Genomic DNA, 15,235 nt, shown 5'->3' on the forward strand with positions numbered 1-15,235 from the left:
CAACGAAAAAAGAAAAACAAGGTTTAATTTTCTTTTTTATTTGCGATTTATCTATTAATTAACCGTGAAAGGTTACGTGTAATGCTTCTTCACATAATTATCAATAATTGCCTTAAATTCTTCAGAGACATTATCACCTTGTAAAGTTTTGAAATATTTGCCGTTTTTGTAGACTGCTGAAACAGGTTTTTCTCCATATCCAGGTAAGCTGATTCCCAAATTTGCGTGTTTGCTTTCTCCAGGACCATTTACTATGCATCCCATAACAGCAATGTTCATATGCTCTACACCTGGATTTTTTTTCTTCCACATCGGCATATGAGTTTTTATATAGCCATTCACCTCTTCAGTTAATATACGAAAACGATCGCTACTCGTGCGCCCACAACCAGGACATGAATTAACCTGAGGGTTAAAGTGTCGCAAGCCTATAGACTGCAATATTTCCTGACACACCACCACTTCATTAGTACGCGATTCACCAGGACGTTGAGTCAAAGAAGCCCGTATTGTATCTCCAATGCCATTTTGCAATAAATAAGTAAGCCCTGCTGCGGTATTTACCACACCTTTATTGCCCATACCAGCCTCAGTTAAACCCAAATGCAGCGCATAATTGGAAGATTTTGCAAGTGCCATATAAACTAAAATTAAATCTTGTACTTTGCTAACTTTACATGAAATGATTATTTTGTTTGAATTTAGACCAATTTCTTCAGCTTTTTTTGCACTATCAAGAGCAGACATTACAAGTGCTTTGCGCAGTATAACATCAGAAGGCCTTGAATTACTAAGCGAAGAGTTTTCATCCATCAATTTTTGCAAAAGGTATTTATCAAGACTACCCCAATTTACCCCAATTCTAACCGGAAGATCGTGCATTATTGCATACTCTATCACCCTTTCAAACTTCTCATCACGTTTGTCGCCAAAGCCTATATTGCCTGGATTGATTCTAATTTTACCCAGCATTTTGATGTTGTCTGGATAATCTTGAACTAATTTATCTAGCTCATATTGACCGCAGCCTACCAATATTTTACCGTCAAAACCTTCTTTATTTATCTCTTCTACTATATAAGGTATTGCTCTTGCTACCTCCTCTGAGTTCAAGGCAATTCGCACCAATTCTGAACCTGTACGCGCTAGTTCTGTTATCTCTTTTGCATAATGTTTTGCGCTACTTTTTATATTATCAGCATCTATATGCACGCCAAGCGCCATAGATTGTACAACTACAGGATTATTTCCGCCTATCTTTACTTTTCCAACTTCTACAACATGAGTTTTGTGCCTGGAAATCTGCGATAATTCATATGTATTATCATTCAATATCAGGTCTTTATCTAGCATATTATTAATGGCCAATATTGTGATACTATTTTACTGTGTCAGCTACACTGCCAAATGAACTTGAACCATTCAAACTATAAGCATCTACGTTATCCAAATTAGCAATAGAATCATGTGAGCACGTTCTTCTTGATGGAGTTTCTTTTATAGTGACATTTATAGGAGAAACTTTCTTTTCTCGTGTTGAAGTAACTTTCTTCTCTTCTTGTTGTTCACTTTCATGCTGCTTATTTTCATACTGGAAAACTGACTCTTGATCTATAAATACAGCACCCCTTAAACGTGCGATATTAATACCATGCTGATTTATCATAGTGCTCTCTTCATCGTCGACTATGCAAGCTTCCATGTCATTTGGCTCATTATCAAGACTAGCAATTTTTTTCTCTTTTAATTTTTTGATTAGATCTTCTTTATTTATAGCTCGATCTTGTAATTTTTTTTTCTTGAGCAATTCCCTACGCTTCTCATACAGTTTATATGACTCAGCAAAATCCTCATCTGTATGAAAGTTTGCACCACCAGGGTTACCAGGAGGTATGTATCTCTTACTGAGCTTAGATTTAGCTTCAGCACTATGCACAGTAAAAAAGCTAGAAACCAAAAACATTAATATAAATAAAATTTTAGAAAAAACCCTAAGCATATGGTGCTATAGTAAATATCGTGTTTTAAAAGATAGCAATTAACAAACTTTAAGTAAACCAGAATCTTTACTAACTTTACAATACAAATATTTTTCTAAAAAGTGATATGTTTGCTATCAAAAAAACCTACGCAGACTAAGAGAAGAGTAAGGTGTTACAAGTTGCGTAACACCTTTTCAAGAAAAGTGTTATGCAGCTATATGTTTGCAACTTTTAAGTTATTCTGTAGTTTTTCAGTACCATCGGTAGTATCTACATTATTAAGTTTTGCGTCTGGCGTATCTTTAGATAAGTCGTTTTTTTTCTCTTTATCAAGCTTAACTCCCTGATAGATACAGAATGCAACAAAACTAGTTATTGCTATTGCGGCAACAGCACTGACTATGATACAAATTGCCATTATTTTTTGTTGATCTGCTACTGCCTCTGCAAGTGTTTCCACTTTTTCTTGCAGGCCGTTTAAGTGCTCTTGCATAGCTTGAAACTGCTTAGTACCAATCTTGTCTTCTAATGCACTAAAAACTTTTTCAAACTGCTCAACATCTATCTTTTGAGCTTCTTGCCATTCTTTTAATGCACTAAATACCTCTTCAAACTGTTTAGCATCTATCTTTTGAGCTTCTTGCCATTCTTTTAATGCACCAAAAACTTTTTCAAACTGCTCAGCATCAATTTGTTGACTTTCCTGCAATGCTGTTATATCTGACTCATCAAAGCCAAGTACCCATTTAGTTATACCCATTTTTAACCCCCTAGTTAATTAATATATTATAATTTTACATTCCAAATGTTTAAATTATTATTAAATCAATTGTCATTATGTATTGATCTTTTAATAATTTCGTTTGACTTGCTTTTTGAAAGTGCGAAAACTTAAATTAAGGTATTACAAGATTGTTATTCAACCAATATCTCTCTTTTCCCTGAGTAATTTGGAGCGCTGACAATACCTTCCTTTTCCATTCTTTCAACGATGTTTGCTGCTCTGTTATAGCCTATTCTAAGCTGCCTTTGAATGTAACTGGTTGAAACTTTTTGATCTCTTTGAATGATGGCCACTGCTTGGTTATAGAGGTCATTTTCTTCATCCTCCGTTTCATCGTGTGACTCTGTAGAAGAATTTTCATCTTCTTTAGTGATTTCCTCCATGTAGTTTGGCTCACCTTGCATTTTCAGATGATCAACTATATCTTGCACCTCATTATCACTTACAAATGGGCCGTGAACTCGAATGATCTTACCACCAGAGGCCATATAGAGCATGTCACCCATGCCGAGCAATTGTTCAGCCCCTTGTTCGCCAAGTATTGTACGGCTATCTATCTTAGAAGTAACAGCAAAACTGATTCTCGTTGGAAAGTTCGCCTTTATCACACCTGTGATCACATCCACAGATGGGCGTTGTGTTGCCATTATGATGTGTATTCCTGCAGCACGAGCCATCTGAGCTAAGCGTTGAATAGAGCACTCTATTTCTTTGCCGGCAACAAGCATCAAATCTGCCATTTCATCCACGATCACTACAATATACGGAAATGTTTCCATCTTGATTGGTATTTTTTCAAACAGAGGTTTGCCTGTTGTTGAGTTAAAGCCAATCTGCACAACGCGCTCCAATTCTATTCCACTATTCATCGCTTCTGTGATTCTTTGGTTATAGTTTATTACATTGCGCACATTTAAATAGGACATCATGCGATAGCGATTTTCCATTTCTTTCACTATCCACTTAAGAGCGACTACAGCCTTTTTTGGCTCTGTTACCACTGGCGTTATTAGATGCGGTATTGCATCATATATTGAAAGCTCAAGCATTTTTGGGTCGATCATTATCATCTTACATTCATCAGGACTTAATCGATAAACGAGTGAAAGAATCATAGTGTTAATCGCAACTGATTTACCAGACCCTGTGGTTCCAGCAACGAGCAAGTGGGGCATTTTAGTTAGATCTGCAATAACTGGTTTTCCACTTATTTCTTTGCCAAGCGCAATTGGGAGATTTAAGTTTGCATTTTGGTATTCTGGGGATTCAAGCAAATCACGCAGCATTACAATTTCCCGTTCCTTGTTCGGCAACTCTATTCCCATAGCATTTTGCCCACGAATTATTGAAATACGTGCAGAGAGTGCACTCATCGAACGTGCAATGTCATCTGCAAGGCCAATTACTCTTGCAGATTTCGTGCCAGCTTGTGGTTCAAGTTTGTACAAAGTCACAACCGGCCCATAGCATACACTGATAATTTTTCCTTGCACGCCAAAATCACTCAGGACTTGTTCCAGCAGAGATAAATTTTTATTGCTCTCCATTTCATTTAGCTGTTTTCTCTGCAAAGACTCTTCTGCTTTAGAAAGTAAATGGATACTTGGAAACTTAAACTCACTTAAAACCTCCTCGGTAGCTTTTTTCTGTCTTTCTTTTGGTTGTTGTTTAGTAGTGATTTTAGTTCTATGTTTTTCTTCTACTACTAATGGTGCAATTGAATACTCAGTAGTTTTATGTGATCTGAAGAATGGAACATTTACAAATAAGCAAGCTATTTTTTTACATAAGAAGAATAGAGAGTAAATTGTTCTCTTCCAACCAACAGATCCTACAAGACCTATTGATGTTACTATCACAAATATATAAAACGGGCAGTTATTAATTAGTGCATTCCCTATTATTCCACTGTGTCTGTACCTTGCAGTGATGCCTAGCGAAAGTTGTGGTAGTATAGCACATATCCCTAAATTGATTAATATTAAATAGAGAATTTTTAGCAGCCTTTTTGATGGCCTGAAGATCAACAAGTAAACTATGGTTGTAGCTATTGTAACACTAGTTAATCCAAGAAATTGAACCAATATATCAGCTAAATATGAACTTACTATTCCACCTAAATTTGTCACTTCCTCATTTGTAGCTGTGTTTAAGGAAGGATCTTTATAGTTATAGCTAAAAACTGATATATATATATATATTAAAAGGGATAGATATATTGCTGATTTTAGATATTTTTTTAACATCTACCTAAAGTAGTAAGCTACTGTATATTTTACAAAGTGAATTGTTATTAGCAATATCATTATAGATAAATCTAATCCGTTGAACGGTGGTATATATCTTCTAATAATCTTTAGTGGTGGATATGTCAATTGGTTCAAGATGTGCATTATGCTACTGACAGTTTCATTATATATGTTCACCATATTAAGTTTAACCAGCCAGTTTAGGACAACCCAACATATTAGAATGAAGCTATAAAGATCAAGTAACGTATTGAGTAGATATATGATTGGATGCATACATATCTATTACACGAAAGTTATATAAAAGACAAGTATTTAGCCTTTTCAAACTCAAAATGTTGTTTTTGCTGAACCAAAAAAAACTTCATTTTTTGAGCTGCGCAAAGCCACCTAAAGTAGAGAATGGACAAGGAAGGAGGGGTGTATAATATATATTAATGTTGATATTTATTTCTTATAAATATCATCTCTATGTCCTATCTCTGTGATAGTTACTATATGATCTAATTGATTTACTCTGTAAATTACACGATAGTCACCAACTCTTAGCCTTCTACATCCTTTTAAGTTATGATGTAGTGGTTCACCAAAATTTATTGGGTCAACTGTAAGACGTTCTTTTATAGCCTTTTGAACTCTTAGCCTTATTATCTTTGGAAGGTTTGGTAAATCTTTTTCAACAACACTCTTTAGAGACTTAACCTTGTAACGCTCTAATCCCACTTAATATCTTCAAAATCAACTGTTTCTGCACCTTCAACATCACGCTCATCAGAAATTTTAGATACTAAAAAATCCTCCATTTCAAGCTCAACTGCTTCTCTAAATAGTTTTCCTGCTAATTCTTGAACGGGCTGTTTAGTAAATTCAGATAATTCAGCAAGATGCTTTAAAGTTTCTTCGCTAAGAGCTATGTTAATGCCTGAATTTGCCATATGTTTTACCAAAGTCCACTAATAATTATACAACATTTTTTTTAATTTTTCAATAAAGAAAGGAGTGGTGTATAAAAATATATTTAATGTTTCAGTAGGTCCAATATTGCCTGCTTGTAAATATTGTCCCTGTGTCCTATTGAAACAATAATTACTATACGTTTTACAGTATTTACACGGTAGACAATACGATAATCATCAGCAACTTTTATTCTTCTATGTTCCTTTAATCTCTTGCGTAGCAACACACCGTTACCAATAGGATCAGTCTCAAGATACTCTTTTATTGCATCTTTAATACTTGGCTTTACATCTTCCGGCAAGGAAGGCAAATTTCTTTTAAGAACATGCTTTAGATATTTAATGGTGTATTGCTTATTTCCAGATGTCTTCACTATCCTCTACTTCTTCTGCATCATCAGAATTTAACTCCCTAATAATTTTGGAAAATGCAATATCTTCCGCTTCAAGTTCGATTGCTTCCTTGACTAGCTTTTCTGTTAATTTTTGAACAGACTGCTTGGTGGCTCTAGCTAGTTCAACAAGATGCTGCGAAGTTTCTGGGTTGAAAGTTACACTAACTTTTGAATTTACCATAAGTTTTACCAAAGTCTACTACTATAGCTATTTTACAACATTTTTTTTAATTTTTCAATAAAGGAAGGAAGGAGGGCTGTATAAAAATATATTTAATGTTTATCAAGTAGCCTTCTCATAAATGGTGTCTCTATGTCCTGCTGTAGCAACAAATACCTTATGTTTTGCAATATTTACAGTATAAATAATTCGATAATCACTAACCCTTATTCTTCTATACCCTTTTAGCCTGCCACGTAATGGTTTACCAAATTTAATTGGATCAGTTGTAAGCCGCTCGTTTATCGCTTTTGTAATCCTTGATCTTATTGTTTTTGGAAGATTTAGAAAATCTCTTTCAGTAAAGTTTTTTGAGTAGACAATATCGTATTTCAGTTTATGTCCTCTCCCTTTCAGATAGTACTGTATTCCAGTCTACATCCTCACATTCCTTAATAGTTTTATATAACGCAATATCTTCTACTTCGCACTCGATTCCTTCGATGACTAACCTTTTTGCTAGTTCTTGAACGGATTCCTTGGTGATTTCAGCTAACTTAGTAAGGTTATGTGAAGTTTTTGGGTCAAAAGTTATACTAATTCCTGAATCTGTCATATGTTTTACCAAAGTCTACTAATAATTATACAACATTTTTCTGAATTTTTCAATAAAGGAAGTTGATGATATGTAAGAAAAATTTTGCCACCTGCGTTAATAAATAATTAAAGATTTAGCATATTTATCTACCCTCTATTCTATTACTTAAGTTAGACCACTTTTTTCTATTAATATTTTTTGTTTATAAAGATGAGCAGTTACTCATCACGCAGTTGATCTATGGATATAATACTACCGTTTGATAGTTTTTCAGTACATTTTTCACTTTTGTATTCTTTATCAGAGTCGATACTGATTTTGTCAAATATTAAAACATCTCCTGAAATTTTATCACGAAACTCACTAATAGCAAAAAACGGTATAGTAATTCGCTCTTGTTTTCCTTGAAAACTCAAACTGACGCTAAATTTATCCTCAGAAACTTTTAAATCATAGAATTGATGCTGTAATATAATAAGCATTTGAGTAGGGTATGACTTTTTCAAACGATCTGGCATGGTCACACCATTAAAATATGTGAAAAATAATATTTCTAAGTGAGGGATAAAACCATTACCTGATATAACATCTAAAGTCTTTTTGATAACTTGAAACTTAGCAGAATTAAGCAGTTTTTTGTAATCTGTTTGCTCCATATAACTTTCACATACGTAAATTTTGGGGAACTTCTGTTACCCGGCGTTCCCTGAACCGTGCTTATAGCAATGAAGTTATAGTGCTTAAATTAAGCAGCTATTGCGTCGACATTGTCTTCAGCAGCAAAATTATCGTTTGCATTTAAATTATGAACTCTTAGCGGTGGTGTCTAACCGAGCAAAGCTACCATCTTTACTATGCATGTCGATCCTTATTCGTCCCCATATAAATTAAAAAACATGGTGGAGACGCCGAGTACTGCCCTCGGGTCCAATACACCTATTACAAGGTAATTTTATTGCTATAGTACACAAAATGTACATAGCTATTATATAGCAACATTAAATAAATGTCAAGATATTATGACCTTAAGTTGATTTATTGCTAAAACAAAATTAATATTTCCAGTAAAAAATTCTGTGCTCTTAACCTGACACATATGGCTTTTTGAATACTCCCAATGAAAATATTTATAAATAAATATTTACTCTTCTTTTTTATTGTTTTTAGGTTTTTCTTGATCAACCATTTCTCCACCGATCTCTTTTATTTTTAGTATCAACGACTCTGGTACATACATGTCAATTACTTCTTCTGCTGTCACAAATAAAGCCTGATAAGAGTGTGAATTTATTATCCAATTAGGCAATATGTCTTCTGCTTCTATTTTATACTCTCCCTCTTTTTTGTCATATACTGTGTAGCAATATAAGTGCACAGCAAAAAATAATACATAAGAGAGCAATATTCCTTTAAGCACTCCGAGAAAGATTCCAGTAACTCTATCGATAAACCCCAACCTTATGGGTGATAATATGTACATTAGCCAGTTATTTATTATCATGAATATAAGATTAAGTATAATAAATACAGAGATTGTAGAAAGTATGTTTAGTGTAACTTTAGAATCAAAATATTTACTATAATTTGGAGCGAAAAAATCATAGTGATTAGCTGTCAGAAAGACCGATAAAAATAGAAACATTAGTGCGCATAGCTCTTTTATAAAGCCTCTAGTTACCGAGATTATTACGCATAGAACAACAATGAAGATAATTAGGCTATCGAAAAGCATGTTTTATATCTATATGGTTTTCAAGATATAATAGTTGTAAATAACAAGGTTGTAAAATTAATTGTATTTATGCTGCATCAATTGATCTAAATACCTAGCGATCATGTCAATTTCTAAATTCAAATAATCATTTACTTTGTTGTACTGAAAAGTTGTATTTTCCCATGTATAGGGAGTGATATTTACTGTAAATTCCTGATTAATAACTGAATTCACTGTGAGGGAAACCCCATCTAGTGTAACGGAGCTTTTTTTTGCAACAAATTTAATTAATTCTTGTGGGCACGATAGTTTGATTTCATGAGAATCTAAATTTTGATTAATTGTTAAAAATTTTACTATCCCATCAACATGACCCTGAACCAGGTGGCCATCGATCTTATCGCTTAATCTCATTGCTTGTTCGAGATTTATTTTTTTTCCTATTCTCCACGTATTTAAGTTAGCAACCTTCATAGTTTCTTGAGATGCTTGGACTGTAAATGTATCGCTCATTATATCAACAACAGTTAAACACACACCAGAGCAAGCTATTGAATCTCCTTTATTTATAGAGGATAAATTTTGTGTCTTGATATGGAAAATTTGATCAGAGTTGGAGTGAGTGGTAGTATCAGTTATAGTCCCGATATCCGTGATAATTCCTTTAAACATATGGTGAAAATAAATAATTTTACCATGAAAAATTTTTTACAACAACTTATTTCTATTTTGTTATAGTTAAAGTAATTCTGGTTTACCGACAATTTAAAAAACGACAAATTCGTCATCCCGCTACGTGTTAGCGGGATCTAGAGATACCGTGACGGTATGACGTAGGAAAACTGAGCCTGCACTAGCTATAGGCGCGAGAAAGGGGATCGTTTTCACTTACTTGTTCAATAGATTCTATAGAATATTCAGAATATATGAAATAAGCCAAACTCAGAACACATAATGCAGTTAATATTGGTAACCCTATGTTCAATGCTAGCCCAATACTTTCTCTTTTTTCTGGTGGCACTAATCCTTTTAACATTGACACTTTTCCTAACGGAAAATGCCATAAGCAAAGTGTTGATGCAGATGCTACTATTATAAATAGACAAAAATAAGCCTTTTTTGAGGAAAATACAGTTTTTAATGATGATTTGAGTGTAATGTTAGTAGGTGGTAGAGTTTTAGCTTCATTTGTTGCTGGTGAAAGATCTTTAATTGGTAAAGGGTTTGTAGATTTATGAGGAGTATTTTCATGTTGTGGAGAAGGTTGTTGTATATAAACACCTGAAACTAATTTAAGCAATTGCTCTTTTTTTCTATATACTTGTTTTTGTAAATATTCTTTACCTAAAAGTGAGTTACTAAGAGGTTGTGGCCTTTCGAGTATCTGTAATACTTCTGATATCTCGCCTGGCTCTAATATTGCATGTAATTGTTTATCTTGAAAGTAAACAATATTGAATACTGAGCTGAAAATATTGCAAAATGTTTCTGGATCTTGATTTTTGTATCCACTCATCACTTCAATAAATATTTTATCGAGTTTTTTCCCCCTGTGCTCAATTTGGTTATCTATCATAGCTACTCTAGCATCATTTTGTGCTTGTTTTATGGCTAATGGTTTTTCTTTCTCTGATAGTTCTTTGGTCTGCTTTTTTGACTTCTTTTTTCTGTTAGCCTTAAAATACTCTGTGTGCGAAGTAGTTTGACCTACATTCTGTTCTGCTTCTTGAGGTATTGGATTTTCTATACTACCCCCTGTCATCCGAGTAGCTTGACTACTTGGATCCATGTTTCTTTTTTCCTGGTCAAACGCTGGAATAACACCAAATGGTATATTGTTGCTCTGTATAGAAAATTTTGGCAATTGTTGGGAAAAGAATTGTGACGTATTAAAAAAATTGGGTAGACAGAAAAAAGATCTAAACCAGAAAACGTTTTCATGCATTGCAGCAACTACTATCGAAACACGTGTAACTTGTTTTCCATTATTTGTTACATCGAAGCCAAATGAGCCTGTAACTGGTACGATTTGTTTATTTTGTGCATTTTTTTGGTTAGTTTCACTCTGTTCTTTTTTGTCTTCATTTTCAGTTTTTTCTGCATGTTGTAGCTTTTCATTTAGAAATAACTCGATTTGGTACAAGTTGTCCAGGTTAATGTTTTCAACGTCTGTTTGTAGCGTTATCGTTGTGCCCTGCAGAAGGATTTGAGGCGGAGCACTATTTACGAATTCTTCTACAGTTTTATAACTGTTAGTTTTACAGTAGTTATTATATAGTTCACTGCTTTCTTTGGGCACTTTTATGTTGGCTGTAAAATTTTTTTCCCGGGAAAGGCAGATTTTGAAAAAATTAATTAAAGAGTTTATTCGAAATAATCTTATATTAAAGGTGTCTTTATCTGTTGCTGTTAGCTCAAATGAAAATTCTTGTATATTACTTTCAATACTTCTCGAGCGAATAGTACTGATCTTAATTGTTTCGCTAGAAAATGCTTTACTTATGTTTCTGGATTTTTCCTTAAAGAGCTTAGGTAAATCCTCTATTTTATACTTATTCTTAGTTTCAGTATTACTGTTGTGCATAGTTGATACAGCAAATTCATCAACGCAAAGGTAAATAAAAAAGATTAATCAGTCAATAAATTAATAATCAGAATAGGGCAATTTTTCGGATTGTTGATGATATTTAAAATTTCACTATAATGAAAGTTTAAGCCAGCGTTTTTAAGATGAATAAAGAGTTATTAGATGACATACTTTCACTTGAAGATAAAGCAGTTTCCGAAATTGAGAATGCTTCTTCTTTACAAGATTTAGAAAAAGTTAGGCTATCATATTTGGGAAAAAAGGGTGTAATTAAAGCTTATTTTGACAACTTAAAAGAGATAGAAGACGCAGGAAAAAAGCGCAATTTAGGCGAAGTTATCAACGTTTTACGTAATAAGCTAGATCAGCTTATAATGAATAAGGAGAATATACTAAAAGCCGAAGAAGTTAACTTTAAATTGCAGAACGAGGCAGTTGATATCACGTTGCCTGCGAGGCCAGAAAAAATTGGCAAGGTCCATCCACTCAGTAAGGTTCTAAATGAAGTAAAGCTTATTTTTGCACATATGGGTTTTAAGGCAGTTGATGGCCCTGACATTGAAGATGAATTTCATGTATTTGATGCACTGAATACTCCAAGTCATCATCCTGCACGAGAGGAGCAAGATACCTTCTACTTAAAGAATAAAATAGATGATAAAAGAATGGTACTGCGCACTCACACCTCATCTGTACAGATTAGAACCATGGAAAAAACAAAAAAATTCCCAATTAAAATAGTAGCCGCAGGTAGAGTATACAGAAACGACTTTGATGCAACTCACACCCCTATGTTCCATCAAATAGAGGGGTTATATGTCGATGAGAATGTCAATATGGGCCAGTTAAAATTTACTATTCATCACTTCCTTAATAAGTTCTTTGGCGATAAAGGGCTGAAGATACGTTTTCGTAATAGTTTTTTCCCTTTTACCGAGCCTTCTGCGGAAGTGGACATAAGTTATAAAGGTAGTAAATGGATAGAAGTACTGGGATGCGGTATGACGCATCCAAATGTATTTCAAAATGTTGGAATAGACCATACTAAATACAACGGTTTTGCGTTTGGCATTGGTATAGAAAGGCTTGCAATGCTAAAATATCAAATTAGCGACTTGAGGAGCTTTTATGACAACAAAATCAGCTGGCTTGATCATTACGGTTTTCATTTTTCATCTTTAAGATAAGTGATAAGTAAAACTCATACGTTCGTTATACTTGCTGCAGGGCATGGCAGGCGGATGAATTCAGATTTGCCTAAGGTCCTACACAAAATAGGCAGTTTTTCCATGCTCCAGCATGTCATTTACAATGCAAAACAGTTAAATCCTGAAAATATTGCTGTTGTAGTTGATCAGCCTTTAATTGAAAGACTAAAGTGTTTTAAGGATATACAGTTAATTACACAAGAATTAACACTTGGCACGGGAGATGCGGTCAAAACTGCGATGAGAAACCTAAGAGAATTGCCAGATTCAAGCATAGTTGTTGTGCAGTATGGGGATACTCCGCTCATAAAAAGCAGCACAATAACTAAAATGATTAGTTATTTAGAAGGCAAGGCTCTAGTTTGCCTAGGTTTTAGGACAAGCAATAAAGAATACGGTAGGTTAATTATTGAGAATGGTTCCTTAAGAGAAATCGTAGAAGCAAAGAGTGATAAAAATAATCATGAAGAATTTCTTGCAAATGCTGGAATAATGGTTGCATGTGCAAAGAATTTACGTGAATTGGTGGAGAAAATAGAGTGCAATAGCTCAACTCATGAATATTACTTGACCGATATAGTTTCCATTGCAGTGAAGAGTAATTTAAATGTCGGTTACGTTATTACCGGTGGAGAAGAAGCAACGGGAATAAATAACAGAAATGACCTTATAAAAGCTGAGTTTTACTTTCAAGAAAATAAAAGAAAAATTTTTACCGACTCCGGAGTAACGCTTGTTGCACCAGAGACTGTTTTCTTTTCTCTTGATACGCAAATTGCCAGAGATTCAGTTATTTACCCATATGTTTTTTTCGGTACTGGAGTGAAAATAGAGTCTGGTGCGAAAATACTGCCATTTTCGCATTTAGAAAACTGCTTAATTAAAAGTAATGCTGAGGTCGGTCCATTTACCAGAATACGCGGAAACACAACAATTGGTAATAAGGCAAAAATAGGAAATTTTGTGGAAGTGAAAACAAGTGAAGTTGGTCAAAACACTAGAATAAAACACTTAAGTTATATAGGAAATGCTAAAGTAGGGCAGGAGAGTAATATAGGAGCAGGCACTATTGTTTGTAATTATGATGGGAAAAATAAACATGAAACGAATATAGGGAGCAATTGCTTTGTTGGCGCCAATAGCTCACTAATTGCGCCGCTTAATATTCATGATGAATCTGTAATTGCAGCAGGTAGTGTTATAGTTGAGGATGTACCAGAAAAAAGCCTTGCAATAGCAAGAGAAAAGCAAGTAACTAAGAGAATAAAGTAGTCTAATTTAATTATGTTGTTGTGTCATTTTTAATATTAGACTTCTTGCATAACCATATAACAAACTTTTATTGGGAATAGAAACAAAAAAACTTCCTTGACAAACTCCGCCAGCCCCCTTATCATAACAGTGAAGCTATTGTATTTGCTTTCGCCAATCTGCAGATTAAAAGGTAAGGATTACTTAATGTATCGGCGTCTTATGTTTAATTTTTTGCAGTATATAGATACTGTATGTCTTTACAAAACTTCATCTACATCTAGATTTTTATCTAAATAAGCTGAACGCGCTTATAAAGCGTTACAAGACATCAAAAAATGCCAATACTCGACAGAGATAGTAAAAGACTAGCTAACTCGGGGGTCCTTTGTCTTTTTTTCTGCTTAGTAAATTTCTTAAACATTTGCAGCGTAGGTTAGTTGCAATTAAAAGCAGCTAAATTGCAGTGTTTAAGACTTAAAAAACGCCAATACTGAAAATAGACAATGACTAGGGTTTCTTTTGCCTTTTTTTTCATTTGGTAAATTCCTTAATGTTTATGGCTAAACGACAATCGTCATCCCGCTGCTTGTTAGCGGGATCTATTGCTGAGATACCGCGAATGAATCGCGGTATGACGGTTCGCGGCGGTATGACGTAGGACTGCTGTCATCCCAGTGCGTGACACTGGAATCCCAAAAAAGGATGATGTCATCCTAGTGCTCCTTTTTTTGTCATCCGAGTAGCTGACACTTGGATGACATCGTCATAAAGGAACCAGTGTCAAGCTACTCGGATGACAGGAGAAGGGGCTACTTGCATGACGGTGTCGGTAAACTTAGAGCTATAATAACTATTTGCCTTTTTTCTGCTTAGGTTATGCAAGAAGTCTACTGTCTGAGAAAAGGTAGATAAAAGATGAAAACAGATAGAAGTATTTTAGTAGCTCAAAAAGAACGTTAAGTCATGCTTTTTATTTATATTGACAGCGTATATGACATCGTTTACGATTAAAGTTAATAACAATAATTTATATTTATCATGTTTGCAGTAATTGAGACTGGTGGAAAGCAATATTTAGTAAAAGAAGGTAGTATAATAAAGGTAGAGAAGTTAGAAGCTGAAGAAAAAAAAGAGGTGGAAATCAATAAGGTGATTTGTATTTCAAATAATGGCTTATCTTATTCATCTAATGCTACTGTTAAAGCTGAAGTGTTGGAGCAGTGCAGGGGGGAAAAAATTATAATCTTTAAGAAGAAAAGAAGAAAAAATTACCGTAGGAAAACTGGTCATAGGCAGTATATAACTGTTCTTCGTATAAATGAAATTAGTCTTCAAAAGTAAGAGGTAA

Annotated in this window: 18 protein-coding genes and 1 other RNA gene; 3 read left to right on the plus strand and 16 right to left on the minus strand. The window is 34.1% G+C overall.

The genetic code is table 11. The annotated features are described in order from the left end of the window. Positions 1-72 precede the first annotated feature (72 nt). The 16 genes from ispG to ABWU55_RS06355 form a co-directional block, all read right to left on the minus strand. The gene (gene ispG, locus ABWU55_RS06280; RefSeq protein WP_070356735.1) at positions 73-1,353 is read right to left on the minus strand and encodes a flavodoxin-dependent (E)-4-hydroxy-3-methylbut-2-enyl-diphosphate synthase; all 1,281 of its coding nucleotides are present in this window, start codon (positions 1,351-1,353) and stop codon (positions 73-75) included. 25 nt (positions 1,354-1,378) lie between these two features. Next, positions 1,379-1,999, minus strand: a complete 621-nt coding sequence (locus ABWU55_RS06285; RefSeq protein WP_070356736.1) for a TRP75-related protein — start codon at positions 1,997-1,999, stop codon at positions 1,379-1,381. Between the two features lie 197 nt (positions 2,000-2,196). Continuing rightward, complete coding sequence (locus ABWU55_RS06290; protein ID WP_095742623.1) at positions 2,197-2,742, minus strand: hypothetical protein; 546 nt, start codon at positions 2,740-2,742, stop codon at positions 2,197-2,199. 155 nt (positions 2,743-2,897) lie between these two features. Further along, complete coding sequence (locus tag ABWU55_RS06295) at positions 2,898-5,012, minus strand: FtsK/SpoIIIE family DNA translocase (RefSeq protein WP_010962378.1); 2,115 nt, start codon at positions 5,010-5,012, stop codon at positions 2,898-2,900. After that, positions 5,013-5,291, minus strand: coding sequence for a YggT family protein (locus ABWU55_RS06300; protein ID WP_006279515.1), 279 nt, complete (start codon positions 5,289-5,291; stop codon positions 5,013-5,015). 171 nt (positions 5,292-5,462) lie between these two features. Continuing rightward, the gene (locus tag ABWU55_RS06305; RefSeq protein WP_007550684.1) at positions 5,463-5,738 is read right to left on the minus strand and encodes a type II toxin-antitoxin system RelE family toxin; all 276 of its coding nucleotides are present in this window, start codon (positions 5,736-5,738) and stop codon (positions 5,463-5,465) included. Next, positions 5,729-5,950, minus strand: coding sequence for a hypothetical protein (locus ABWU55_RS06310; RefSeq protein ID WP_006279415.1), 222 nt, complete (start codon positions 5,948-5,950; stop codon positions 5,729-5,731). Before ABWU55_RS06310 ends, ABWU55_RS06305 begins: the two co-directional genes overlap by 10 nt. Before the next feature lie 83 nt (positions 5,951-6,033). Beyond that, positions 6,034-6,345 carry a type II toxin-antitoxin system RelE family toxin gene (locus ABWU55_RS06315; RefSeq protein WP_010962380.1) on the minus strand — a complete coding sequence of 104 codons (312 nt, stop codon included), beginning with the start codon at positions 6,343-6,345 and terminating at the stop codon, positions 6,034-6,036. Then, positions 6,326-6,547 carry a hypothetical protein gene (locus ABWU55_RS06320; protein ID WP_095742622.1) on the minus strand — a complete coding sequence of 74 codons (222 nt, stop codon included), beginning with the start codon at positions 6,545-6,547 and terminating at the stop codon, positions 6,326-6,328. Before ABWU55_RS06320 ends, ABWU55_RS06315 begins: the two co-directional genes overlap by 20 nt. 102 nt (positions 6,548-6,649) lie before the next feature. Further along, on the minus strand, positions 6,650-6,955 hold the full coding sequence (locus ABWU55_RS06325; RefSeq protein WP_310732675.1) for a type II toxin-antitoxin system RelE family toxin: 306 nt from the start codon (positions 6,953-6,955) through the stop codon (positions 6,650-6,652). Continuing rightward, entirely contained in the window at positions 6,924-7,142 is a 219-nt protein-coding gene (locus tag ABWU55_RS06330; RefSeq protein ID WP_006279413.1) for a hypothetical protein, read from the minus strand. The genes ABWU55_RS06325 and ABWU55_RS06330 overlap by 32 nt, the downstream gene beginning before the upstream one ends. A gap of 200 nt (positions 7,143-7,342) precedes the next feature. Beyond that, complete coding sequence (locus tag ABWU55_RS06335; protein WP_006279412.1) at positions 7,343-7,780, minus strand: ClpXP protease specificity-enhancing factor SspB; 438 nt, start codon at positions 7,778-7,780, stop codon at positions 7,343-7,345. Between the two features lie 21 nt (positions 7,781-7,801). Then, positions 7,802-8,141: a transfer-messenger RNA gene (ssrA, locus tag ABWU55_RS06340) on the minus strand. A 124-nt stretch (positions 8,142-8,265) separates the two neighbouring features. After that, positions 8,266-8,856 carry a CvpA family protein gene (locus ABWU55_RS06345; RefSeq protein WP_010962383.1) on the minus strand — a complete coding sequence of 197 codons (591 nt, stop codon included), beginning with the start codon at positions 8,854-8,856 and terminating at the stop codon, positions 8,266-8,268. Positions 8,857-8,913: 57 nt separating this feature from the next. After that, positions 8,914-9,510 carry a riboflavin synthase gene (locus tag ABWU55_RS06350; RefSeq protein ID WP_010082169.1) on the minus strand — a complete coding sequence of 199 codons (597 nt, stop codon included), beginning with the start codon at positions 9,508-9,510 and terminating at the stop codon, positions 8,914-8,916. A gap of 181 nt (positions 9,511-9,691) precedes the next feature. Next, entirely contained in the window at positions 9,692-11,422 is a 1,731-nt protein-coding gene (locus ABWU55_RS06355) for a hypothetical protein (protein WP_138264796.1), read from the minus strand. Between the two features lie 146 nt (positions 11,423-11,568). Here ABWU55_RS06355 and pheS point away from each other — a divergent pair, with 146 nt between their 5' ends. The 3 genes from pheS to rplU all read left to right on the plus strand — a co-directional run bounded on the left by pheS (position 11,569) and on the right by rplU (position 15,228). Then, entirely contained in the window at positions 11,569-12,612 is a 1,044-nt protein-coding gene (gene pheS, locus ABWU55_RS06360; RefSeq protein WP_209472684.1) for a phenylalanine--tRNA ligase subunit alpha, read from the plus strand. Further along, positions 12,613-13,905 carry a bifunctional UDP-N-acetylglucosamine diphosphorylase/glucosamine-1-phosphate N-acetyltransferase GlmU gene (gene glmU / locus ABWU55_RS06365; protein ID WP_151808042.1) on the plus strand — a complete coding sequence of 431 codons (1,293 nt, stop codon included), beginning with the start codon at positions 12,613-12,615 and terminating at the stop codon, positions 13,903-13,905. It begins immediately after the preceding gene. 1,020 nt (positions 13,906-14,925) lie between these two features. After that, the gene (gene rplU / locus ABWU55_RS06370) at positions 14,926-15,228 is read left to right on the plus strand and encodes a 50S ribosomal protein L21 (protein ID WP_006279565.1); all 303 of its coding nucleotides are present in this window, start codon (positions 14,926-14,928) and stop codon (positions 15,226-15,228) included. Positions 15,229-15,235: the final 7 nt, after the last annotated feature.

The sequence above is a fragment of the Wolbachia endosymbiont (group A) of Crataerina pallida genome, from assembly GCF_964028475.1.
GTDB classification, from domain to species: Bacteria; Pseudomonadota; Alphaproteobacteria; order Rickettsiales; family Anaplasmataceae; genus Wolbachia; species Wolbachia pipientis.